The following is a 21,677-nucleotide window of genomic DNA, read 5'->3' on the forward strand; positions in this document are numbered from 1 at the left end:
CAGAGTTGCCTCGACCGCGCGGTCCGGGTGCCTGAGAGGTTCCGGGGAGGAATTGCCCCTTCGGCGCCCCGGGCCGGCCAGCGACCCGGAGACTCTCCCGCGCGGGATAGTCAGCGACGCCACTCTAGCCCCGGCGCAGGCCCGAGCACGACACCGGCCCGTCGCCCCGGGTGGGGCGACGGGCCGTCGTACGTCGGGTCGGCGTCAGCCGATCTTGCGCGCGGCGCGGCGCGCGGCGAGCTCGTCGGAGGCCGACGGGGCCTCCGCGGCGTCATCGCCGGTGCGCTCGCTGGGCAGCTCGGCGAGCGTGCCCTCGATCTCGCGCCACACACCGCCGATGGCGATGCCGAAGACGCCCTGGCCGCCCTGGAGCAGGTCGATGACCTCGTCGTTGCTGGTGCACTCGTAGACCGAGGCGCCGTCGCTCATCAGCGTGACGCGCGTCAGGTCGTCGGTGCCGCGCTCGCGCAGGTGCTGCACCGCGGTGCGGATCTGCTGCAGGGAGATGCCGGCGTCGAGCAGCCGCTTGATGACCTTGAGGATCAGGATGTCGCGGAAGGAGTAGAGCCGCTGGGACCCCGAGCCCTTCGCGCCGCGCACGGTGGGCTCGACCAGGCCGGTGCGGGCCCAGTAGTCGAGCTGGCGGTAGGTGATGCCGGCGGCGTTGCAGGCCGTGGGGCCGCGGTAGCCGGTGTCGCTGGGCAGGGGCGAGACGTCGTCGGTGAAGAGCAGGCCCTGCTCCTCGGCGGCCTCGACGGCCACCTCGGCGGCCAGGGCCGCCTGGGCGTCGACGCCCTTGCTCGTGTCGTGCTCGTTCACACGGTCCTCCGTGGGTCTACTCCGTTAGCGCGTAACACCGGGGAAGGTGGTGAGCTGCGGAGCAACGACACCGGTGGAGTTACAACAGAGACAGTTCAAGGTAGGCCCGCCGCGTGACCCCGTCAAAGACCTCGGGCCCGCGTGTCCTCAACCCTCATCCTCTGCTTGAGGGTGAGGGTCCAGCCGGTCCTACGTCGGCTCCTGGCCCGCCTCGAAGTCCTCGGGGGTGACGTGGTCGAGGAACTCGCGGAACTTCTCCACCTCGTCCTCCTGCTCGGCCGGCACGGCCAGACCCGCCTCGTCGAGGACCTCCTCGGCGCAGACGATGCGGGTGCCGGTGCGCAGGGCCAGCGCGATCGAGTCGGAGGGCCGGGCACTGACCTCCGCGCCGCTGCCGAGCACCAGGGTGGCGAAGAAGACGCCGTCCTTGACGTCGGTGATGCGCACCTCCGTCAGCTCGTCGCCGGTGGCCTCCAGCACGTCCTTGAGCAGGTCGTGGGTCAGCGGTCGCGGCGGCACGACCCCCTGCTGGGCGAAGGCGATGGCCGTGGCCTCGACCGCCCCGATCCAGATGGGGAGGTACCGCTCCCCCGTGATCTCGCGCAGCAGCACGATCGGCTGGTTCGAGGGCATCTCGACCCGGACTCCCATGACATCGACTTCGCGCACGTCCTCACCCTACTCCGGGGTGGTGGGCACCGCCGACGGCCCGGTCAGCGCGACAGGCCGGCCTTGACCAGGGTGGCGTGCAGGCGCACCGAGAGCGCGGCGATCTCGCTGGCGGCGTGCTCGGCCCGGGCCGAGGCCGCGGCGTCGCGACCACGCTGCAGCGGCGCGACGACCTGCTCGACCAGGCCCACCTCCCGGTCCGCGGCGGTCTTGAAGGCGCGCAGGTGCCGCGGCTCGAAGCCGAAGTCGGCCAGCTCGCGCGCCGTGCGGGCGAGCACGAGGGCGTCGGTGTCGTAGAGGCCCGTGCCCGTGCGCGCCACGATCAGCCCGAACTGCTCGAGCTGGCCCAGCAGCTCCTCGGAGATCTCGGCGACCTTCAGCAGCTCGCGCCGCGAGAGCCGCAGGTTGTCCTGGCGGCGGAAGGACTCGGGGCTGGGCAGGCCGTCGGGGGCCAGCGCGACCGTGGGCACCGTCGGCACCACGGTGTCGATCGGCGGCGGCTCCAGACCGCGGTCGATGGCGTCGAGGTGCTCGCCGATCACCTTCAGCGGGAGGTAGTGGTCGCGCTGCATCCGCAGCACGTAGCGCAGCCGCTCGACGTCGTCGTGGGAGAACTTCCGGTAGCCCGCGGGCGTGCGCTCGGGCTTGATGAGCCCCTTGTCCTCGAGGAACCGGATCTTGGGGATCGTGACGCTCGGGAAGTCGGCGCGCAGCCGCTCGAGGACCTCCCCGATGTTCATCCGCGCCCGGTGCCCCCCGCTGGGTGCCGGGCTGCCGGTGGAGGCCACGCGTCAGCTGCCCTCGTGACCGGAGAAGAACACCAGGCGGTACTTGCCGATCTGCACCTCGTCGCCGTCCTTGAGGAGCACGTGGTCGATGCGGTCGCGGTTGACGTAGGTGCCGTTGAGGCTGCCGACGTCGCTCACGGTGAAGGACGCGCCCTCGCGGTTGAACTCCGCGTGCTTGCGCGACACCGTCACGTCGTCGAGGAAGATCTCGCTCTCGGGGTGGCGCCCGGCGTAGACGACGTCGCTGTCGAGCAGGAAGCGGCTGCCCGAGCCCGGGCCGCGCTGGACCACGAGCAGGGCGTGACCGGTCGGCAGGGCGTCGACGGCGGCGGCGTCGACGGGGTTGAGCTGCCGGTCGGAGGTCTCGACCTTGGCGTCGCCCAGACCGATCTGGATCGTCGCGGTGGACTCCCCGAGCGGCTCCGCGGAGGCCGGGGCGGGCACGTCGGCCGGCGTCACCAGACGCGTGCCGCACTGGGAGCAGAACCGTGCGTCGTCGGGGTTCTGCCGACCGCAGGCTGTGCAGAAAGGCATCTCTTCTCCTCCAGCTGCTGGGCTGTGGTCGAGCGGGTGGGGCGCGGGGTCGGACGGACACCCGAACCCTCAAGGCTGGCCTGAGGGTGAGTGTCGGCCCGAACCTACCAGCAGGCCGAGCCCGGCCGCTCCCGCTCCACGTGCCCGGTGGGGGCCGCTCAGCCCTCGAGGGTGCCGGTGTAGGCGGTGGCGTCCATGAGGGCGTCGAGCTGGGCGGGGTCGCTGGGCACGACCTCGAAGAGCCAGCCACCGGAGTAGGGGTCGTTGTTGACCAGCTCGGGGGTCGCGTCGAGCTGCTCGTTGCGTGCGACCACCTCGCCGGTCACCGGCGCGTAGATGTCGCTGACCGACTTCGTCGACTCCAGCTCGCCGCACGTCGTGCCGGCCTCGAGGGTGTCGCCCACCTCGGGCAGCGAGACGTAGACGATGTCGCCGAGGGCGTCCTGGGCGAAGTGGGTGATGCCGATGCGGACGGAGCCGTCGTGCTCACCGGGCTGGCGCAGCCACTCGTGCTCGGCGGTGTACAGCAGGTCGTCGGGGTACACGGTCTCTCCTCCGGTCGGGGTCACGGAAGGCTACTGCCCGTCCGCGGGGGCGGCGTACTCAGGTTGGGTGCTCTCGGCGACGCTCTCGATGTCGAGGGAGGTCAGCTCGGTGACCTCGACCTCGATCCCCGACTCCTCGAGCTGGAGCCGGGGGCCGGAGAAGAAGTCGACGGCGCCCGACAGCGTGGCCGGCGCGCCGATGACGTCGAGCACGTAGGGCGCCTCGAGGAGCTCCCCGTCGACCACGATGCCCCCGGTCGCGTCGGCGAACGAGCTCTGCGCGACCAGCCGGACCCGTCCGTTGAGCTGCATCGCCTCGGCGTCGGCCGTGCGGAGGTCCTGGACCATCGCAACCAGGGCCTGCGCGCCCACGGTGCCGGTGACCTCGCTGAGGGTGATCCGCACGCCCGGCCCGGTCACGGGGACGGTGCCGGCCAGGATGCTCAGGGTGTCGGCCTCGCTGCGCGCCTGCGCCAGCGCCGCGGCCTCCGCGGAGGTGTCGGAGGCGAGATCGTCGCGGGTCCGCTCGAGCCGGGTGATCTCCGACTGCGCCCGTTGCGAGGCGCCCGCGAGGCCGCTGAGCACGTCGATGAGGTCCTGCTCCCGGTAGCCCGCGAACGAGTCGTCGACCTCGTTGCTGCGCACCTGGGTCACGCCGGCGAAGCCCACGAGGGCCAGCAGCACCGCCACGACGGCCTGGCCGCGCGTGGGCTTGAGCAGCGCGCGCACCAGACGGTCACGGCCCGGCTCGGCCGGCCGCTGTCGCGCGGGCCGCTGCGCGGTCGGGGGCGTCTGCGGCTCCTCCGGCGGTCGCGGGGCCCGCGGCTGCCCCGGGGCCTGCGGCGTGGGCTCAGGCATGGAAGAGGTGGCGGCGGATCGCCGCGACGTTGGAGAAGATCCGGATGCCGAGGACCACGATCACACCCGTGGACAGCTGTCCCCCGACCCCGAGCTTGTCGCCGAGGTAGACGATCGCGGCCGCGATGACGACGTTGGAGACGAAGGAGACCACGAAGACCTTGTCGTCGAAGATCCCGTCGAGGTAGGCCCGCAGGCCGCCGAAGACGGCGTCGAGCGCCGCGACCACCGCGATGGGCAGGTAGGGCTCCAGCGACAGGGGCACGTCGGGCTGGAAGGCGAGGCCGAGCACGATGCCGACCAGCAGTCCGAGCGCTGCGATCACGACACGTTCTCCTCTCCCCTGGGTGGGCCGGGCGGGGTCACGACGAGCTCCTCGACGCTGCGCAGGGGGCGGGGACGCGCGGCCGGGAGGGTCATCGAGGAGACATTCTGCCTCTCGACGCCGAAGCCGTACTGGGCGGCCACCTGCGCGAAGAGCGCGCCCGACGCGGTCTCGGCCAGATCGGCCTGCAGCGTGCGGCTGTCACCGATGGCGGAGACGACGTAGGGCGGGCGCAGGTCACGTCCCTCGATGGCCACCGTGGTGCCCGACAGCAGGATCGACGACAGCACGGTCAGCCGGTTGCCGTTGATCGACACCGCCTCGGCGCCCGCCTGCCACAGGCCGTTGACCAGCAGGCGCAGGTCGCGGTCCTCCACCAGCACCCCGCCGGTCGCGGGGTCGGACACCGTGATGCGGACGCCCTCGCCCTCGACCGCTCCGTAGCCGGTGCGAGCGGCCAGACGGCGCTCGCGCGCCTCCTCCGTGACCCGGTCGGCGCGCAGCGCGGCCGTGGTCGCCTCGGCGGCCGCGATCCGGTCGCCGAGGCGGCTGATGCGCTCCTGCTGGTTGGCGATGCCGGCCCGCGCCGTGAGCACCTGGTCGATGAGCGTGCTGCGGCCGGCCTGGTCGACGTCGGCGTTGCGCGAGGTCTGCAGGGCCGCGGTGGCCACCATGACCCCGAAGACCGCGACCACCACCGCCGCCGTGCGGTGTCCTCCGCCCCGGCGCGTCGGTGGAGCCTCGGGCTCCGCGCCGAGCGAGGCGGCACGACGCTGCTCGGCCCGACGCTCCGCGACGTGGAGGTAGTCCTCGTCGAGCGACTGCTGGGTGATGAGCGTCAGCAACGGCATCGTGACCCGGGCCGGGAGCTGCTCGGGGTGCCGCGACTCCTCCGGGGTCGTCGGCGCCGGGGGACGCTGCCGGCTAGCCACCGCTCACCCGGTCCGACTCGGCGGTCGTCCCGGGCGCCGTCCCGGAAGTCGTCCCGGAGGTCGTCCCGGGCGTGGCTGCCCCGGCCGCGCCCGTGGTCCGCGGACCGGGGGCTCGACCCGGTCGCGGCCGACGACGCGGACGCGGCTCCGTGGTGGCGAGCAGCCGTCGGACCTGCCAGGCGTAGAGGATGCCGGCCCACCAGTAGAGCCCGATGCCCCAGACCGCGAAGGCCCAGCCGAAGACCTCGGCCAGCCTCGCCACGGTGCCGTCGCCGTCGCCGAGCAGCAGCAGCGGGAAGGCGTAGAGCAGGTTGAAGGTGGCGGCCTTGCCCAGGAAGTGCACCGGCAGCGCGCTGTAGCCCCGGGTGCGCAGCAGCGGCACCAGGCCCCACATGAGCGCGTCGCGCAGCGGCAGCGAGACCGCCATCCACCACGGGATGACGTCGCGCAGGGCCAGCCCGACCACGACGGCGAGGATGTAGAGCCGGTCGGCCACGGGGTCGAGCACCTGCCCCAGCACCGAGGTCTGGCCCAGGCGGCGGGCGAGCCACCCGTCGAGCCAGTCGGTCACGCCGGAGACCATGAGCAGGGCGAGGGCCCAGCCGTCGGCCTCGGGGCCGAGCACCAGCCACAGGAACACCGGCACCCCTGCCAGGCGCACGGCGCTCAGCAGGTTGGGGACCGTCCACACGCCGTGGTCGGGCGTCGGGGCGTCGGACACTGCGGCCTGCTCTTCTCCGTGACGGACGGGCACCCGGGCGGGGCCCGGAGGCCGGCTCGGTGCACGTGAGCCGGCGGCCTCACCATAGCCGTCGCGCGCCGCCCCCGACCGCGACGCCCCGCGACCGACGCCGCCGGAAGGCGGGTCCGGTCGGCCCCGATCGGCGCGGCGGTCTAGCCCGATGTGACCAGGCCGGTCGGCCCACGCGGGGGCGGCCCGGGCCGGGCGGCCCGCACTAGCCTGGGCGAGCGCCGCCCGGCGCCATGGGGCTCGACCGGGCGGCGCTGTCACGTGCGGGGAGAGGGGGCGTACCCCAGGTCGGGTATCTGTGCGTCCGACCGCGGCCGACCCCTCAGGCCCCACGACCCCCCTGCCGATGAGGCTGGTCCCCCCGCACCACGGCCCGACTCCCCGGTCGGCCGGCTCGGCCCCTCCCCCCTCGGACCTGGAGTACCCCCGTGCCCGACGTGTCCCCCCGCACCGCACCGTCCACCACGACCGCCACCACGACCGCCACCACGCGACGCAGCGTCCTGCGCGCCGGCGCCACCGCGGCCGGCGCGGCAGGGGTCGGCGCGACCGTGCTCGCCGCGCCCGGACGCACCGAGGCGGCCCCGGCGTACCGCCCGGCGCGGTTCGCCGGCGACACCCCCCTCCTCGGGGCCCGCGACCGTCACCTGGTCACGCGCTTCAGCTACGGCCTGACCCCCGCGCTCGCGCGGCAGGTGCGCAGGGCCGGTGGCGGGCGGGCGTGGTTCGAGCAGCAGCTCGACGTCGACTCGGTCACCGACGGCGCCGGAGCCTTCGCCTCGTGGTGGCCCGGGCTGGGACGCACGCCCTCGGAGCTGTGGCAGCGCCACGTCGGCGAGGTCGAGGGCGGCTGGGAGGTGATGGACGACTACCAGCGCTGGCTGCTGCTGCGCCGCATGCACACCGGCCGTCAGGTGCACGAGGTGATGACGGAGTTCTGGGAGAACCACCTCAACGTGCCGGTCAACGGCGACGCCGTCTTCACCTGGCGCGCCGACTACGGCGACACCGTCCGGCGGCACGCCCTGGGTCGCTTCGACGAGCTGCTCCAGGACGCCGTGGTGCACCCCGCGATGCTGCTCTACCTCGACGGCGCCATCTCGACCGCCGAGCACCCCAACGAGAACCTCGGCCGCGAGCTCCTCGAGCTCCACACCGTCGGGCGCGGCCAGTACGACGAGGACGACGTCAAGGCCTCCGCGCGCATCCTCACCGGCTGGTGGGTGGACATGTGGCGCACCTGGGCCGCCTCCTACGAGCCGCGCCACCACGCCGTCGGGCCCGTCAGCGTCATGGACTTCAGCCACCCCAACGCCGACCGCGACGGCCGGGCCGTCACCCGCGCCTACCTCACCCACCTCGCCCACCACCCGGCGACCGCGGCCAGGATCGCCCGCAAGCTGGCGATGAAGTTCGTCAGCGACGACCCGCCGCAGGCGCTGGTCGACGAGCTGGCCCGGGTCTACCTCGCCTCCGACACCGCCATCGTGCCCGTGCTGCGCGCCCTCGTCGCCTCCGAGGCCTTCGCCGGCTCCGCCGGGGCCAAGGTGAGGGACCCCGGCGAGGACGTCGTGGCGACCTACCGCGCCCTGCGGGTGAAGGTCAGCGAGCCTCCGCAGGGTCGCGCCGGTGACTCGTGGGGCGCCAACGCCGTGCTCTGGCAGTGCTCCGACCTCGGCAGCACGCCCATGTCCTGGCCCCGACCCGACGGGGCGCCGCTCGACAACGACTCGTGGTCCTCCTCCTCGCGGGTCGTGGCCTCCTTCGGCCTGCACTACGCGATGAGCGGGGGCTGGTGGCCCCGCGACGGCATGCGCTACCGCTCGCCTCGGCAGTGGCTGCCGAAGGCCTCGATCCGCTTCGACCTGCTGGTCGACCACCTCGCCCAGGAGCTGCTCGGCGTGCACTCCACCGCCGAGCTGCTGCAGGCCTGCTGCGAGGCCTGCGACGTCCGCCCGGGCGAGCGGATCACCCGCGAGCACCGCCTGGTGAAGTGGGCCTTCCAGCGCCTGCTCACCACCTTCCTCGACTCCCCGCTGCACATGACCCGGTGACGGTGACCCCATGACGACCTCTCCCTTCCCCGCCGGACCGCGCGCCGTCGCACCGGCCGGCTCCCCCTGCTGCGCCGAGTACGCCGGCCTGAGCCGCCGCGGCCTGTTCCGGGGTCTCGCGCTCGCCGGTGCCACCACCGCGATCGGCTCGGCCGTGGTGACCGCCTCGCCCGCACGGGCTGCGAGCGCCTCCTCGGTGCTGGTGGTGGTGTCGCTGCGCGGCGCCGCCGACGGGTTGTCCCTGGTGGTGCCCCACGGCGACCCGGCCTACTACCGGGCCCGCCCGCGCATCGCCGTGCCCTCCGAGAGCCTGCTGGCCAAGGACGCGATGTTCGGGCTGCACCCCCAGCTCTCGCCGCTGCTGCCGCTGTGGACCTCGGGGCGCCTGGCCGCGATCCAGGCCACGGGGCTGCCGGTGGCCAACCGCTCCCACTTCTCGGCGATGGAGGAGCTCGAGGACGCCGCCCCCGGCTCGACCGCCCGCGTGGGCTGGCTCAACCGGCTCATCGGCGGTGACGCCGACGCCTCCCCGCTCGAGGGCCTCCACGTCGGGCTGGGGGTCGTGCCGACCTCGCTCTACGGCGGGGCGCCCGTCTTCGCGGTCAAGGACGTCGACTCGGTGGAGATCCCCGGCGCCGACCAGTACGACACCACCGGCGGCCGTCCGCGTTCGCTGCGCACGCTGTGGGGCGGCGACACCAGCCCGCTGGGGCGCGGGGTGCGCGCGACCTTCGACTCCGTGCAGGGCTTCGCGCCGGTGCAGCGCGCCGTCGACCGGCGCGGGCGCTACCCCTCGACCGACCTCGGTCGCGCTCTCGCCGACGTGGCGCGGGTCGTGCGTGGCGACGTCGGGGTCGAGGTCGTCACCGTCGACCAGGGCGACTGGGACATGCACACCAACCTCGGCACGCTGGAGTGGGGCGACATGCGCCGCAACGCCGCCGACCTCGCCGGGTCCGTCGCCGCCTTCTTCGACGACCTCGGCGCCGCGGGCGACAAGGTCACGATGGTCGTGCTCAGCGAGTTCGGCCGCCGGGTGGTGGAGAACAGCAACCAGGGCCTCGACCACGGCTACGGCAACGTCATGCTCGTCGCCGGCGCGGGGGTGAGGGGCGGGCGCTACTACGGCCGCTGGCCCGGCCTCGACACGACCCTCGACGCCGACCTGCTGGTCACCACCGACTACCGCCAGGTGCTGGGCGAGGTGGTCGCGAGCCGGTTCGCCGACGCCTCGGTGGCCCGCGTCTTCCCGGGGCTGTCCTACGACCCCGTGGGGTTCATGCGCACCGCCTGAACCGGCCGGGCCGGCTCGGGCGCGTCGGGTCGGCTCGGGTCGACTCGGGTCGGGTCGGGTCGGGTCGGGTCGGGTCGGGTCGGGCTCAGTCGACCCGGTAGGACGCCGACATGTCGCGGTCGCCGAGCCCGGCCTCCGCGGCCCGGGCGAGGTGCTCGCGCGCGCCCGGCACCAGGGTGAGGTCCAGCCCGGCGCCGCGTGCGGCGGCGAGGATGAGGTCGGCGTCCTTCAGCGCGCCGCCGAGGGCGAAGGAGGGCTCGTCGTCGCCGGCGAGCATGGCGCCGCCCTTGAGCTGCACGTAGGGCGCGTCGAGCGCCCCTCCCTCGACGGCCTCCAGGAAGAGTGCCGGGTCGAGGCCGAGCTCACGGGTCAGGCGCAGCGACTCCGCCACCCCCTCGAGCACGGTGAGCACCCAGGCGTTGGCCGCCATCTTCAGCCGGGAGCCCGCGCCGGCGGCGCCGAGCCACATCGTGCGGCTGCCCACGGCGTCGAGCACCGGGGCGATCCGGTCACGGGCGTCGTCGGGCCCGGAGGCCAGCACCACCAGGGTGCCGGCCTCGGCCGGTCCGCGGGTGCCGAGCACGGGGGCGTCGACCAGGGTGAGACCGAGCTCCTCGGCCAGGGCGACGAGCCGGTCGGAGCCCTCGACGCCGACGGTGCTCTGCTGGACCCAGACGGCGTCGTCGCCCATCGACGGCGCGACCTCGCGCACCACCGACTCCACGCTGTCGAGGTCGTAGAGCATGGTCACGACGACGTCGGCCCCGTCGACGGCCGCGGCGGCCGACGACGCCACCGTGGCGACGTCGGCCAGCGGCTCGGCCCGCTCGCGGGTGCGGTTCCAGACCGTGGTCGCCAGCCCCGCGGCGGCGATGTTGCGCGCCATGCCTGCGCCCATGACGCCGGTGCCGAGCACGGCCACGCGGGGCCCGGAGCCCGGCGACGGGGCGGGGACGTCGCTCGCGGCGGGTGCGGGGGTGATGCTCTGCTCGCTCATGGCGCCACGCTAGGTCGCTCGCGCGCCCGAGCCGCTCACCCCTCCGGACGACCGCCGGGCGCCGGCGGCTCGGGCAGGGGCGTGCCTCCCCCGAAGCCGCTGGCCACCCCCACCGCGTCGAGCACGACGTACGGCGTGAGCGCACTCACCGCCCCGCGCGCCAGCGCCCGGTCTCCCCCGGCGAGGTGCTCCGCGGCCCGGCCGGCGACGACCACGAGGTTGCCGGCGCGGCGGCCCTTCAGCGTCGGCGGCTCGGCGCTCAGCGTGAGGTGCGGCAGGTGCACCCGCAGGCCGGCCAGCACGTCGCGGGTGTGGGCGAAGGGCGTGCGGTCGCTGAGGTTGAGCAGGGCCAGGCCGTCGGGCGCCAGGGCGCGGGCGACCAGGGCGAAGGCGGCCGGCGTGACGAGGTCGGCGGGCACCCGGCCGGCGGCGTACGCGTCGAGGACGACGAGGTCGAAGGCGCCCTCGCGGAGCTCCGCCAGGCCGGTGCGGCCGTCGACGGGGCGCACCTTGATGCGGCTGCGCCGCGGCAGCGGGAGCCGCTCGCGCACCAGCGCGGTGAGCGCGGTGTCGGGCTCGAGCACGACCTGGCTCGACCGGGGGCGGGTGTGGGCGACGTAGCGCGGAAGGGTCAGCCCGGCCCCGCCGACGTGCACGACGCGCAGTGGCGCCCCGGGCCCGCCGTGGGCGTCGACGACGTCGCCCATGCGGCGCACGTAGCCGAACTCCAGGCGCGTGGGGTCGTCGAGGTCGACGTGGGACTGGTCGCGGCCGCCGACGCGCACCACGAAGGTCCGCGCGCGCTCGGTGGCCACCACCTCGGCGACCTCGGCCGCCTCGGCCACTCCGGCCACTCCGCCCGGTCCGGCCGGCTCGCCCGACGGCGCCTGTGATCCCACACCGGCCAACCTAGGCGGTGCCCGCTTCGGCCCCTCGGTACCCTCCCCCGCATGGGCATGATGAAGAAGATGGGCAAGCTCGGCGTCGCGAAGCTGATCTACGACGAGGCGCGCAAGCCGGAGAACCAGGCACGCATCAAGGCGGCTGCCGCCAAGGTGCAGACGACCGTGCAGGAGCGCCGGGCCAAGCGGCCGCGCTGAGCGCATGCACCGCGCACCGCGCGGACCCCGACCCGCAGGACGCCGGCACCCGGCCGGCACCGGACCTGCCCCAGACCAGCACCAGACGAGCGCCAGACGAGCACCGAGGAGAGCCGATGATCTTCATCACCGCGAAGTTCCAGATCAAGCCCGAGCACGCCGAGGACTGGCCCGAGATCTCGCGGCCCTTCACCGAGGCCACCCGCGCCGAGGAGGGCTGCCTGTGGTTCGACTGGTCGCGCAGCCTCGACGACGCCCACGAGTACGTGCTGGTGGAGGCCTTCCGCGACGGTGACGCCGGTGGCGCCCACGTCTCCTCCGACCACTTCAAGCAGGCCCAGCAGGACCTGCCGCCCTACCTCGTCTCCACCCCGAAGATCGTGAGCCTCGAGGCCCCCGGGACCGACTGGTCCGAGCTGGGCGAGATGCAGGTCGGCTGACCGCGACTCCCCGCGTCCACCTCAGGTCCTCCTCAGCGCTCCCGTGCCTCGCGGCCGGGGGCGCTGAGGTCGTAGTGGGCCAGCTTGCGGTACATCGTGGCGCGGCTGAGCCCCAGCTCCCGGGCCGCCGCCGTCACCGTGGCCCCCGGCCGGGCCAGGGCGCGCGCGATCTCGTCGCGCTCCACCGACTCCAGCCGGGTCAGCCGGTGCGCGCTGGCCCTGCGCAGGTCGGCGGGCAGGTGCCGCACGTCGACGACGTCGGTGACACGGCCGGCGTCGCGCACCACCCGCGCGAGCTGGTCGACGTTGTCGGGCCACGACGCGTCGCGCAGCACGCGCTCGGCGGCGGGGGTGAAGCGGAGGTCGCGGCCACGGTGGCGCCGCCCCAGGTGTGCGGCCAGCGGCACGACGTCCTCGGGGCGCTCCCGCAGCGGCGGCACCCCGACGACCGCGCCCACCAGTGGGGCCAGCGACGCGGGCACGTCGTGGAGGTCCTGCGCGGTGAGCACCAGCCGGGTCGCGGTGGCGGCACCGCCACGCGCGCCGGTCGCGGCGAGCAGGTCGCGCAGCCGCTCGGCGGCCCACAGCGGGAGGGTGTCGACGTCGGCGACGACGAACCCCGTGCCGGCCTTGCCCAGCTCGGGGGTCCACAGGTCGAGCCAGGCGTCGACGTCGCGCGGGTCGGGCGGGGTCGCACTGAGGATCCGGTCGCGCGGGCTGACCTGCCGCAGCGCCTGGGCACCGAGCGTCGCCCGCCCCGATCCCGGCTCCCCGAGCACGAGCACGACGTGCCCGGCCGCGAGCCCGGCGGCCGCCTCGGCGACAGGTGCGTTCCAGGCCGCCGAGAGCGCGGCGGCCAAGGTCGACGAGCCGCTGACCGCGCGGGCCGACTCCACGCGGTAGACCTGACCGCGCGGTTGCGGGCGGGGCGAGCGGCCCTGCGAGCGGGCCAGCATGAGGGCGGCGGTCGTGCCGGCCGCCGACTGGGCGAGCGCGAGCAGCAGGTCGCTGGAGGAGCGCGACCAGGTCGTGAGGTTGACGCTCCCCTCGAGCCGCCCGGTCACCGGGTCGTGCACGGGCACCGCGGCGCAGGTGTAGCCGCACAGGCTGGCGCTGTAGTGCTGCTCGGCGTGCACGAGGGTCGGCACCCGGTCGGCCAGCGCCAGCGCCAGCCCGTTGGTGCCGGCGTCGCGCTCGGAGAAGGCGAACCCCGGTGCGAGGTGCACCCGGTCGAGGGCGCGCAGCAGGGTGCTGTCACCGCAGAGCCGGTCGAGCACCAGACCCTCGTGGTCGGTGAGCATCAGCGAGACCGGCTCCGAGGCCAGGGTGGCGTGCAGGCCGCCGAGCACCTCGCGCCCGCACTCGAAGAAGAGCGACTCGGTGTCGACGGCACCGGCGAAGGCGGGGTCGACCTCGTCGAGAGGCACGCCGTAGTCCTCGCTGCGCTGCCAGCTGGCCAGCACCCGCTCGGGCACCGGACCGCCCGGTGCGACCTGGCGCGCGCGCAGAGGCACCACCTCGTCGTCCACGTCCCACCTCCCCGTCGTGTGACCCACGTTACGTCGGGGTCGCCTCGGGCGGCAGGCCCCGCTGTCTCAGATTGAGACACGGCACCCCTCGGCGACACCCCCGTCGGCTGCCTACCGTCGACCCAGACCAGGTGTGACACCCGTCACCCGTCCAGAGGGGATCGAGCATGTACAGCAAGAACGGTGAGGACTTCTACATCGTCGACGCGCACATCGCGCTGTGGGACGCGCGGCCGGAGAACCAGCGCAACATCCACGGCAAGCAGTTCATCGACTGCTTCTACGACTACCACCGCAACCTCAGCCCCGAGTCGGAGCAGTGGGGCTACGAGGAGTACCTCTACCAGGGCGGCGAGCGGCTGATGAAGGACGTCTTCACCGACGGCTACGCCGACCACGCGATCTTCCAGCCGGCCTACCTCAAGGAGTTCTACAACACCGGCTTCGGTCAGTCCGAGGAGGCCTTCGCCCTCGCCCAGGCCCACCCCGACAAGCTCACCTACAACCACAACTTCGACCCGCGCAACGGCGAGCAGGGCCTCGAGCAGCTCCACGCCGACGCCGAGAAGTACGGCCTCAAGGGCGTGAAGCTCTACACCGCCGAGTGGCACGGCGACTCCCGCGGCTGGAAGCTCGACGACCCGTGGGCGGTGCGCTACTTCGAGGCGTGCCGGGAGCTGGGCATCCGCAACATCCACGTGCACAAGGGCCCCACGATCCGTCCGCTCGACCGCGACGCCTTCGACGTGGCCGACATCGACCACGTCGCCAGCGACTTCACCGACCTCAACTTCATCGTCGAGCACGTGGGCCTGCCCCGCCTGGAGGACTTCTGCTGGATCGCCACCCAGGAGCCCAACGTCTACGGCGGGCTCGCGGTCGCGATGCCGTTCATCCACACCCGGCCGAAGTACTTCGCCCAGATCATGGGCGAGCTCCTCTACTGGATCGGGGAGGACCGGATCCTCTTCTCCAGCGACTACGCCATCTGGACCCCGAAGTGGCTGGTGGAGTCGTTCGTGGACTTCCAGATCCCCGAGGAGCTCGGCGAGTACGCCCCGATCACCCTGGAGCAGAAGAAGAAGATCCTCGGGCTCAACGCCGCCAAGCTCTACGACCTCGACGTGCCCGCGCGACTGCGGCTGCCCGACGCCGACGAGACCGCGACCGGTCCGCGCGAGCCCGAGCGGGCCGACCTGGCGGCCGTGTGATGGCGCCCGCGACCCTGACCACGCGCGTGCGGCTCGACCCCGCTCCGGGGGCCGGGCCCGACGAGGAGCGCGTCCGCCGGGCCATGGACGTCGTCATCGACCCCGAGCTCGACGAGCCGATCACCGACCTGGGCTTCGTGCGCAGTGTCGAGGTCGGCGCGGGCGGGCCCACCGACGTCACCGTCCACCTGCGGCTGCCCACGTCCTTCTGCTCGCCCAACTTCGCCTACCTCATGGCCTCCGACGCCAAGGACGCGGTCAGCGCGCTGCCCGGCGTCGGGCGGGTGATCGTCGAGCTCGACGACCACCACGACTCGGCGATCATCAACGCCGGCCTCGCCGCCGACGCGGGCTACCGCGGCACCTTCCGCCACGAGGCCGAGCAGGATCTCGACGAGCTGCGCGAGACCTTCCGGCGCAAGGCCCACACCGCCGCGATGGAGCGGGCCCTGACCGGTCTGCTGCGCTCGCGCAGCGACCTCGAGGAGGCCCGCGTCGGCGACGTCGTGCTCGGCGACCTCCCCGACGACGACGTCACCCGCTCGCTGCTGCGCCGCAGGAGCGAGATCGGGCTGGACACCGACCCGGCCTCGCCGGTGCTCGTCGACGCGCACGGCACGCCGTACGCCGAGGGCGACGTCCCGATGGCGCTGCGCCGGGCCCGCTCGACGCGCATCTCGATCGACGGCAACGCCCACTTCTGCCGCGGCCTGCTCGCCACCCGCTACCCCGGCTCCGAGGCCGACCAGAGCGCGCGACCCGACCCCGACCGGACGTTCGTGCCGCTCACCGAGATCACCACCCGTCCCACCACCAGCACGAAGGAGCTCTCCGCATGAGCACGATGCGCGCCGTCCAGGTGGTCGGCTACCACCAGGACCTGCAGATGACCGAGGTCCCCAAGCCCGAGCCCACCGGCCCCTTCGACGTCGTCGTGCGCATCGGGGGCGCCGGGGTGTGCCGCACCGACCTGCACATCCTCGAGGGGCAGTGGGCCGAGAAGTCCCAGGTGCAGCTGCCCTACACGATCGGCCACGAGAACGCCGGCTGGGTGGAGGCGGTCGGCAGCGCGGTCACCCACGTCGCCGAGGGCGACAAGGTGATCATGCACCCGCTCGTGACCTGCGGGCTGTGCCGTGCCTGCCGCTCGGGCGACGACGTGCACTGCGAGACCAGCCAGTTTCCGGGCATCGACACCCACGGCGGCTACGCGGAGTACCTCAGGACCACGGCGCGCAGCGTCGTGCGCATCGACGACTCGCTCGAGCCCTCCGACGTGGCCGCCCTCGCCGACGCCGGCCTCACCGCCTACCACGCGGCGGCCAAGGCCGCCCGCCGGCTCACCCCGCGCGACCGCTGCGTCGTCATCGGCGCCGGCGGACTGGGCCACATCGGCATCCAGGTGCTCAAGGCTCTGAGCCCGGCCGAGCTGATCGTCGTCGACCGCAACCCCGACGCGCTCAAGCTGGCCCTCACCATCGGCGCCGACCACGGCGTCGTCGCCGAGGGCCGCCAGGTGGAGGAGGTGCTCGACCTCACCGGTGGCCACGGCGCCGAGGTCGTCGTCGACTTCGTCGGCGAGAACGGGTCGACCGCCGAGGGCCTGGCGATGACCCGCCAGGCCGGCGACTACCACGTGGTGGGTTACGGCGAGAACATCGACGTGCCGACCATCGACCTGATCTCCTCGGAGAAGAACATCATCGGCAACCTGGTCGGGTCCTACAACGACCTGTGCGACCTGATGGCCCTCGCCGCCCGCGGCGACGTCACGCTGCACACCCAGAAGTACGCCCTCGACGACTTCCAGAGCGCCATCGACGACCTCGACGCCGGGCGCGTGCGCGGCCGGGCCATCCTCACGCCCGAGGGGATCTGACGTGAAGAGCCTGCTGGGCATCGGTGCCTCCGTGGGCCTGCTGGCCGGGGCGTGGACCTGGGTCAGCGTCGAGGCCGGACTGATCACCTGGATCGCCTTCGTCGCCTGGGCCTGCTTCTTCGCCGCCGGCGGCGGCACCGAGGGGCTGCGCAAGGGCCTGGCCGCCAACCTGGCCGGCCTGGCCTGGGGCTACGTCATCAGCCTCGTGCTGGAGCTGGACTCCGCCACCTGGGTGCTCGCGCTCTCGGTGACCGTGGTCGGCTTCATCCTCTGCGTCGAGTCCGCCTGGTCGGTGCTGTCGTTCATCCCGGGGGCCTTCGCCGGCACGGCCGTCTTCTTCGGCTCCGCCTTCGACCTCACCGGGAGCCTCGTCGCGATCCTCGCCGGAGCCGCCCTCGGCCTGGTCTCGGCCCTGCTCGGCGCCCGCATCCAGGCGGCCGTCGACCACCACGGCAGCGGGGTGCGTCCCGCTGCCGGCCCCACTCCCGGCGCCCCGGCGCCGGCCTGACCCGTCCCCCGGAGGAGACACATGATCCACAACACGGCGCGCTTCACCGTGCGTCCCGAGCACGCCGACGACTGGCCCGAGATCGCGCGGGCCTTCACCGAGGCGACCCGGGCCGAGCCCGGCTGCCTGTGGTTCCACTGGTCGCGCGACGTCGACGACCCGTGCCAGTACCTGCTGCTGGGCGCGTTCCGCGAGGACGCGGCCGCCGACCACGTCGGCTCCGCGCACTTCCAGGAGGCTCAGCGCACGCTCCCGGCGTACCTGCAGCAGACCCCCACGATCCTCGGCGTCGTCGTCGAGGACCGCGAGTGGGTGGAGCTGGGCGAGATGAGGGTGCCCGACGCCACCTAGGCGTCCCGGGCCCCTGCGGGGCACGTGCTCACCCGGCCGCGGCCGCCAGCTCCTCGGCGGCCGCGGCCGCGGTGTCGGCGAGGGCGGCGAGGTCGGGGGCACCCGCGGCGTCCACCGGCACCGGCCGCTCCTCCGAGACCCGCTGCTGCCACAGCTGCACCGCGACGACCCGCGACGCCGCCTCCTCGACCCGCACGCGCGGGAGGCGACCCTCCTCGATCGCCCGGGTCAGGGTGCGATGGGTGCGGGCGGTGTCGGCCGGCATCAGCAGCAGGTCGGCACCCGCCGCGAGCGCGGTCACCGCAGGCTCCTCGCGCCCGGCCACCGCACCCATGCCCAGGGAGTCGGTGATCGCGACGCCCTCGAAGCCGAGCTCCTCGCGCAGCAGGTCGTAGGTCTCCGGCGCGAGGCTCGCCGGCACCCCGGGGGCGACCGCGTCGACGGCGACGTGGCTGACCATGATCGACGGCGCCTCGTGCAGCACCGCCTTGGCGAAGGGGCGCAGGTCACGGTCGGCCAGCTCGGCCATGCTCACGTCGAGCTCCGGCAGCGCGACGTGGCTGTCGACGCCCACGGCGCCGTGGCCGGGGAAGTGCTTGGGGGTCGAGACGACGCCGGCCCGGTCGTAGCCCGCCACCGCGGCCGCCACCGCGAGCGCGGCCGTGGCGGGGTCGGTCGACGGCGAGCGCGAGCCGATGGTCGGGTCGCCGGCGCCGATCGTGACGTCGGCGACCGGGGCGAAGACCCAGGTGAAGCCGAGACCGCGCAGCTCCATGGCCAGCGCGTCGGCGGCGGCGCGCACCACGGCACGACCCGGCTTCTCCCCCGCGGCCACCGCGTCGCCCGCCGCGGCGAAGGCCGGGAAGTCGGTGGCCACCCCGGAGAGGTGGGAGACCAGCCCGCCCTCCTGGTCGACGCCGACGACCGGCGGGAAGTCACGGCCGTCGGCGCTCACGGCCGCCTCGACGGCCGCGGTGGTGGCCCGCACCTGCGCGGCGTCGACGACGTTCTCGGCCGTCACCGACACCCCCGCCAGGTGGTGCTCGGCCACGAGGTCGGCCGCGACCTCCGGGTCGGTGCCGGCGTAGCGGCCCACGACGACCTGGCCGGCGAGCCGCTCGGCGTCCCACCCCGCGACCAGCGCACGGGCCTGCTCGACCTCGCCGAGGGTCGGGCCCCATCCGGTGGGCTCCGCCGAGTCCTCCGAGGACACGTCTCCGGCCGCGCTGGACCCGCTGGACGGCACCGTGGTGCCCGGTGTCCCGGCGCTGCCGGCCGGCCCCGTCGGGGTGCCGGTGGCACCACAGCCCGCCAGCACGAGGGCACTCAGCGCCAGCGCGCAGACGCCCGCCGGGCGCGCGGTCGGCCGCGGGTGCCGGACCGTGGAGGGGCGGGAGGCGCTGGGACGGGAGGTGGAGGGAGGACGCAGCACCCGGCCGAGGCTAACCGCGGGGGCCTCAGAGCCCGCAATGGGTGGCGACGAAGCCCCGCAGCGCCGCGCGGGTGGCGTCGGGCAGCGGCAGGTAGAACGACGCCGCCGCGGGCAGCCCCGGGCCGCCCACCCGCACGCCGACCAGGGTGCCGACCTTGTCCTCGGCCAGCGCGTGGGGGTCGCAGCGGCTCGGCACGAGCCGCAGCCGCACCTGCTCGGGCGGCCCGGTGGCCAGGCGCACCCGCACCCCCGAGCCGACCGAGGCCGACCCCTCGGCCTGGCGGAAGAGCACCGTGTCCTCGAAGCCGCGGAACACCGTCGCGGGGTGCGCTGCGCCGGTGGGGCGCAGCGTCACGTCGAGCTCCAGCACCGAGCCCCGCCCGCGGCCCACCACCCGCGGCTCGCCCACCTCGAGGTCGGCCGCGTCGGCGAGCCGCTGCGCCGCGCAGTCGCGGTCGAGGAAGAGCCCGACCGCGCCGTACCGGTCCTCGGCGGTGGTCGTCGACTCCACCGGTGGGCCGCCGTCGACGCGGTAGGTGAGGCTCACCGTGGCGTCCGATCCCGTGCCGCAGCGTGCGAGCGGCAGGGCGAAGGGCAGGTCGGCCTCGTTGAGGAAGGTCTTCTCCCCGGTCCAGGTCGTGGTGGCGAAGCGCTCGGAGCCCACCTCGGCCCGCAGCGCGGTCAGCTCGTGGTCGGTGGAGTCCACCAGGCGCACGAACACCTCGCGGCCCTGCCGCTCGAGGCGGGACTGGTCGACGTAGGCCGTCAGCCCGTCGGGCCAGGGCGCCGACCCGACCGGCTGAGCCGAGGCCGCGTCACCCGGCGAGGGTGCGCCCGGGCCGGGGGCCCCGTCGGCGCAGCCCGAGGCGGCGCCGAGCACGAGCGACACCACCACCGACGCGAGCCACGGGCGCCCGCGCCCGACCGCGAGCCTCACAGGTGGTCGGGCACGATCAGCGCATCGGGGTCCTGGCGCACCGGCATGGCCTCCAGCGCGGCCCGGGTCAGGTCGACGGCACCACTCACCAGGCGCCGCCTGCGCCGCTCGGACAGCCGGTCCCACGCGCCCGGCCGTCGGTGCTCCATGAGCTCGCCGGTGGCGCGCTCGGCCGCCTCGGCGAGCTCGGCGTCGCTGAAGACCGGCCGACTGCCGACCGTGGGGCGCTCGGGCAGCGCGGTGAGCACCGGGAGCACGACGTCGCCCGCGGCGACCTTGGCGCGGTAGCTCCTCTCCCGCGGCAGCCGGGCCCAGGCGGTCGCGAGGTCGCCACGCCCCCAGGGCGGGCGCGTCGCCGACCACAGCCTGCGCGCGACGGCGTCGACCGCGACGGTCATCTCGTGCTCGGTGAACCTCATGCCCCGATTCTGGACCACCGACGCAGGCGCCGCGCCGGGCGCGGCCGCCCGGTCGGGGCACCGGGACGGGAAACACCCCCCGGGACGGGTCCCGGGGGGTGCTTGTCGCAACCTGCTCCCCCCGAAAGCGGGAACGCTCAGAGGCAGCAGGCAGCCCTAGGTTCACCCGGAGATGCGGGTGATCCATCACCCGCCAGGTGTGAGCCTGTAGGGCCCTTACAGAAGACCACCCCGTCGCCGGCCGCGCCAGGGGCTCGCGCGGATCCGGTCCTTCGGGGTGAGGGGATCAGGCCTCGCGGGACCGATCCTCCTGCGCCGGCACCCGGTCCAGCACCCGGTCGAGCACGGCGGTGGCCACCTGGTCGGGGCACTCGTCGGGGGTCCAGTGCGAGGCGCCCTCGAGCGCGACGAAGCGGTAGTCGGCGCGCACGTGGGCCCCGCACGCGTGCGCCGCGGTGGGTGAGGTGGCCAGGTCGTCGGCGCCCCACAGGAACGTCGTCGGCACCGTGACCGGCGGGGTGGCGGCGAGGTCGCCGTCCATGGCGCGGTACCACCCCAGCGCCGGGGTGAGGGCGCCCGAGCGCATCAGGTCGACGTAGGCCTCCACGTCGGGCGCGGCGACCGCGCCGCCGTAGAGCGCGCGCAGCCCGCGGGCGTCGTCGTCGAGCAGGGAGGCCTCGCCGCGGCCCGGCTCGCGGAAGACCCGGATGTAGGCCGAGCGGCGCTGCTGCTCGGGATCCTCGCGCAGGGCCGCCCCGAAGGCCGCGAGGTGGGGCACCGAGAGCGCGGTCAGCGTGCGCAGCCGCTCGGGGTGCCGCGCGGCGAGCGCCCACGCGACCGAGGCGCCCCAGTCGTGGCCGACCAGGTGGAAGGGGCCCGTGTCCAGGGCGTCAGCCACCGCCAGCACGTCGGTGACCAGGCGCGGCACGGCGTACGCCGCCACCGCGGCGGGCCGGGCCCCCGGGGAGTAGCCGCGCTGGTCGGGCGCCACGAGGCGCAGGCCGTGCCCGGCGAGACGCTCGACGACCCGGTCCCAGCTGCGCGCCGACTGCGGGAAGCCGTGCAGCAGGAGCACCGGCACGCCGTCGTCGGGCCCGGCGAGGTGGACGTCGAGGTCGATCGGGCCGTGGTCGGGGTCGTCGACGACCACCGTGGTCGACGCGTCGAAGGCGCTCATGGGCCGAGCATGGCATCCCGACGCGGGCGCCACCACCGACGACCGCGCGGCCGTGGCCGCCCGGCCCACGCCGACGCCACACCCCCGACCGTGACAGCAGCGCTGTCACGGACAGTGCCATGATGGCG

24 protein-coding genes, 1 pseudogene and 1 riboswitch are annotated in these 21,677 nt (G+C 74.5%); of the genes and pseudogenes, 9 read left to right on the top strand and 16 right to left on the bottom strand.

Annotated features, from left to right (window positions below):
• Positions 1–9 precede the first annotated feature (9 nt).
• Positions 10–110: riboswitch (glycine riboswitch) on the bottom strand.
• Between the two features lie 94 nt (positions 111–204).
• The 9 genes and pseudogenes from ASF47_RS13900 to ASF47_RS13940 form a co-directional block, all read right to left on the bottom strand.
• Positions 205–819: a MerR family transcriptional regulator gene (locus ASF47_RS13900; RefSeq protein WP_056864480.1), complete on the bottom strand. Its 615-nt coding sequence runs from the start codon at positions 817–819 to the stop codon at positions 205–207.
• Between the two features lie 189 nt (positions 820–1,008).
• Positions 1,009–1,488, bottom strand: coding sequence for a bifunctional nuclease family protein (locus tag ASF47_RS13905; RefSeq protein ID WP_056864481.1), 480 nt, complete (start codon positions 1,486–1,488; stop codon positions 1,009–1,011).
• Positions 1,489–1,532: 44 nt separating this feature from the next.
• Positions 1,533–2,228: a transcriptional regulator FtsR gene (ftsR, locus tag ASF47_RS13910; RefSeq protein ID WP_056864701.1), complete on the bottom strand. Its 696-nt coding sequence runs from the start codon at positions 2,226–2,228 to the stop codon at positions 1,533–1,535.
• Between the two features lie 51 nt (positions 2,229–2,279).
• Entirely contained in the window at positions 2,280–2,810 is a 531-nt protein-coding gene (locus ASF47_RS13915; protein ID WP_056864482.1) for an FHA domain-containing protein, read from the bottom strand.
• Between the two features lie 158 nt (positions 2,811–2,968).
• Positions 2,969–3,355 carry a glycine cleavage system protein GcvH gene (gene gcvH, locus ASF47_RS13920; RefSeq protein WP_056864483.1) on the bottom strand — a complete coding sequence of 129 codons (387 nt, stop codon included), beginning with the start codon at positions 3,353–3,355 and terminating at the stop codon, positions 2,969–2,971.
• Positions 3,356–3,385: 30 nt separating this feature from the next.
• A complete protein-coding gene (locus tag ASF47_RS13925; RefSeq protein WP_082500295.1) occupies positions 3,386–4,213 on the bottom strand; it encodes a DUF881 domain-containing protein in 828 nt (275 codons plus the stop codon).
• Complete coding sequence (locus ASF47_RS13930; protein ID WP_056864484.1) at positions 4,206–4,538, bottom strand: small basic family protein; 333 nt, start codon at positions 4,536–4,538, stop codon at positions 4,206–4,208. The genes ASF47_RS13925 and ASF47_RS13930 overlap by 8 nt, the downstream gene beginning before the upstream one ends.
• Positions 4,535–5,470 (bottom strand): DUF881 domain-containing protein, encoded by a 936-nt coding sequence (locus ASF47_RS13935; protein ID WP_156697894.1) that lies wholly within the window; start codon positions 5,468–5,470, stop codon positions 4,535–4,537. Before ASF47_RS13935 ends, ASF47_RS13930 begins: the two co-directional genes overlap by 4 nt.
• A gap of 151 nt (positions 5,471–5,621) precedes the next feature.
• Positions 5,622–6,191 (bottom strand): annotated as a pseudogene (locus ASF47_RS13940) (CDP-alcohol phosphatidyltransferase family protein); the annotation flags it as partial.
• Between the two features lie 458 nt (positions 6,192–6,649).
• Between ASF47_RS13940 and ASF47_RS13945 the strand changes: the two are divergent.
• Both ASF47_RS13945 and ASF47_RS13950 read left to right on the top strand, forming a co-directional pair.
• The gene (locus ASF47_RS13945) at positions 6,650–8,275 is read left to right on the top strand and encodes a DUF1800 domain-containing protein (protein ID WP_056864486.1); all 1,626 of its coding nucleotides are present in this window, start codon (positions 6,650–6,652) and stop codon (positions 8,273–8,275) included.
• A gap of 10 nt (positions 8,276–8,285) precedes the next feature.
• Positions 8,286–9,569 carry a DUF1501 domain-containing protein gene (locus tag ASF47_RS13950; protein WP_056864487.1) on the top strand — a complete coding sequence of 428 codons (1,284 nt, stop codon included), beginning with the start codon at positions 8,286–8,288 and terminating at the stop codon, positions 9,567–9,569.
• A gap of 85 nt (positions 9,570–9,654) precedes the next feature.
• On the opposite strand, the gene ASF47_RS13955 is transcribed toward ASF47_RS13950, so the two are convergent.
• Positions 9,655–10,566, bottom strand: coding sequence for an NAD(P)-dependent oxidoreductase (locus tag ASF47_RS13955; RefSeq protein ID WP_082500297.1), 912 nt, complete (start codon positions 10,564–10,566; stop codon positions 9,655–9,657).
• A 35-nt stretch (positions 10,567–10,601) separates the two neighbouring features.
• On the bottom strand, positions 10,602–11,465 hold the full coding sequence (locus ASF47_RS13960) for a spermidine synthase (RefSeq protein ID WP_235558748.1): 864 nt from the start codon (positions 11,463–11,465) through the stop codon (positions 10,602–10,604).
• A 51-nt stretch (positions 11,466–11,516) separates the two neighbouring features.
• On the opposite strand from ASF47_RS13960, the gene ASF47_RS21915 reads away from it, so the two are divergent.
• Both ASF47_RS21915 and ASF47_RS13965 read left to right on the top strand, forming a co-directional pair.
• Positions 11,517–11,666, top strand: a complete 150-nt coding sequence (locus ASF47_RS21915) for a hypothetical protein (protein ID WP_165699044.1) — start codon at positions 11,517–11,519, stop codon at positions 11,664–11,666.
• A 116-nt stretch (positions 11,667–11,782) separates the two neighbouring features.
• On the top strand, positions 11,783–12,106 hold the full coding sequence (locus tag ASF47_RS13965) for a putative quinol monooxygenase (protein WP_056864489.1): 324 nt from the start codon (positions 11,783–11,785) through the stop codon (positions 12,104–12,106).
• Positions 12,107–12,138: 32 nt separating this feature from the next.
• Here ASF47_RS13965 and ASF47_RS13970 read toward each other — a convergent pair whose 3' ends face one another.
• Positions 12,139–13,635 (bottom strand): helix-turn-helix domain-containing protein, encoded by a 1,497-nt coding sequence (locus ASF47_RS13970; protein WP_082500298.1) that lies wholly within the window; start codon positions 13,633–13,635, stop codon positions 12,139–12,141.
• Between the two features lie 167 nt (positions 13,636–13,802).
• On the opposite strand from ASF47_RS13970, the gene ASF47_RS13975 reads away from it, so the two are divergent.
• The 5 genes from ASF47_RS13975 to ASF47_RS13995 are packed head-to-tail and all read left to right on the top strand — an operon-like array spanning position 13,803 to position 17,584.
• The gene (locus tag ASF47_RS13975) at positions 13,803–14,846 is read left to right on the top strand and encodes an amidohydrolase family protein (protein WP_056864490.1); all 1,044 of its coding nucleotides are present in this window, start codon (positions 13,803–13,805) and stop codon (positions 14,844–14,846) included.
• Complete coding sequence (locus ASF47_RS13980) at positions 14,846–15,685, top strand: metal-sulfur cluster assembly factor (RefSeq protein ID WP_082500299.1); 840 nt, start codon at positions 14,846–14,848, stop codon at positions 15,683–15,685. The genes ASF47_RS13975 and ASF47_RS13980 overlap by 1 nt, the downstream gene beginning before the upstream one ends.
• The gene (locus ASF47_RS13985; RefSeq protein WP_227488373.1) at positions 15,682–16,725 is read left to right on the top strand and encodes an NAD(P)-dependent alcohol dehydrogenase; all 1,044 of its coding nucleotides are present in this window, start codon (positions 15,682–15,684) and stop codon (positions 16,723–16,725) included. Before ASF47_RS13980 ends, ASF47_RS13985 begins: the two co-directional genes overlap by 4 nt.
• A gap of 1 nt (position 16,726) precedes the next feature.
• Positions 16,727–17,233: a DUF1097 domain-containing protein gene (locus ASF47_RS13990; RefSeq protein WP_056864491.1), complete on the top strand. Its 507-nt coding sequence runs from the start codon at positions 16,727–16,729 to the stop codon at positions 17,231–17,233.
• 21 nt (positions 17,234–17,254) lie between these two features.
• Positions 17,255–17,584: a putative quinol monooxygenase gene (locus ASF47_RS13995; RefSeq protein ID WP_056864492.1), complete on the top strand. Its 330-nt coding sequence runs from the start codon at positions 17,255–17,257 to the stop codon at positions 17,582–17,584.
• A gap of 28 nt (positions 17,585–17,612) precedes the next feature.
• Here ASF47_RS13995 and ASF47_RS14000 read toward each other — a convergent pair whose 3' ends face one another.
• The 4 genes from ASF47_RS14000 to ASF47_RS14015 all read right to left on the bottom strand — a co-directional run bounded on the left by ASF47_RS14000 (position 17,613) and on the right by ASF47_RS14015 (position 21,549).
• Positions 17,613–19,016, bottom strand: a complete 1,404-nt coding sequence (locus tag ASF47_RS14000; RefSeq protein WP_235558749.1) for a glycoside hydrolase family 3 N-terminal domain-containing protein — start codon at positions 19,014–19,016, stop codon at positions 17,613–17,615.
• Between the two features lie 25 nt (positions 19,017–19,041).
• On the bottom strand, positions 19,042–19,911 hold the full coding sequence (locus ASF47_RS14005; protein WP_156697895.1) for a hypothetical protein: 870 nt from the start codon (positions 19,909–19,911) through the stop codon (positions 19,042–19,044).
• Positions 19,912–19,949: 38 nt separating this feature from the next.
• Positions 19,950–20,372 carry a hypothetical protein gene (locus ASF47_RS21145; protein ID WP_056864495.1) on the bottom strand — a complete coding sequence of 141 codons (423 nt, stop codon included), beginning with the start codon at positions 20,370–20,372 and terminating at the stop codon, positions 19,950–19,952.
• Between the two features lie 286 nt (positions 20,373–20,658).
• A complete protein-coding gene (locus ASF47_RS14015; RefSeq protein ID WP_056864496.1) occupies positions 20,659–21,549 on the bottom strand; it encodes an alpha/beta fold hydrolase in 891 nt (296 codons plus the stop codon).
• Between the last annotated feature and the right edge of the window lie 128 nt (positions 21,550–21,677).

Origin of the sequence: Nocardioides sp. Leaf285 (assembly GCF_001422955.1) — a bacterium.
GTDB lineage: Bacteria > Actinomycetota > Actinomycetes > Propionibacteriales > Nocardioidaceae > Nocardioides > Nocardioides kribbensis.

Bases quoted from the DNA above. Each gene is read 5' to 3' on its own strand.
- ASF47_RS13925 (WP_082500295.1), bottom strand. From the start codon at position 4,213: ATGCCTGAGCCCACGCCGCAGGCCCCGGGGCAGCCGCGGGCCCCGCGA.
- ASF47_RS14015 (WP_056864496.1), bottom strand. From the start codon at position 21,549: ATGAGCGCCTTCGACGCGTCGACCACGGTGGTCGTCGACGACCCCGAC.
- ASF47_RS13980 (WP_082500299.1), top strand. From the start codon at position 14,846: ATGGCGCCCGCGACCCTGACCACGCGCGTGCGGCTCGACCCCGCTCCG.
- ASF47_RS13995 (WP_056864492.1), top strand. From the start codon at position 17,255: ATGATCCACAACACGGCGCGCTTCACCGTGCGTCCCGAGCACGCCGAC.
- ASF47_RS13975 (WP_056864490.1), top strand. From the start codon at position 13,803: ATGTACAGCAAGAACGGTGAGGACTTCTACATCGTCGACGCGCACATC.
- ASF47_RS13950 (WP_056864487.1), top strand. From the start codon at position 8,286: ATGACGACCTCTCCCTTCCCCGCCGGACCGCGCGCCGTCGCACCGGCC.
- ASF47_RS13985 (WP_227488373.1), top strand. From the start codon at position 15,682: ATGAGCACGATGCGCGCCGTCCAGGTGGTCGGCTACCACCAGGACCTG.
- ASF47_RS21145 (WP_056864495.1), bottom strand. From the start codon at position 20,372: ATGAGGTTCACCGAGCACGAGATGACCGTCGCGGTCGACGCCGTCGCG.
- ASF47_RS13915 (WP_056864482.1), bottom strand. From the start codon at position 2,810: ATGCCTTTCTGCACAGCCTGCGGTCGGCAGAACCCCGACGACGCACGG.
- ASF47_RS13965 (WP_056864489.1), top strand. From the start codon at position 11,783: ATGATCTTCATCACCGCGAAGTTCCAGATCAAGCCCGAGCACGCCGAG.
- ASF47_RS13955 (WP_082500297.1), bottom strand. From the start codon at position 10,566: ATGAGCGAGCAGAGCATCACCCCCGCACCCGCCGCGAGCGACGTCCCC.
- ASF47_RS21915 (WP_165699044.1), top strand. From the start codon at position 11,517: ATGGGCATGATGAAGAAGATGGGCAAGCTCGGCGTCGCGAAGCTGATC.
- ftsR (WP_056864701.1), bottom strand. From the start codon at position 2,228: ATGAACATCGGGGAGGTCCTCGAGCGGCTGCGCGCCGACTTCCCGAGC.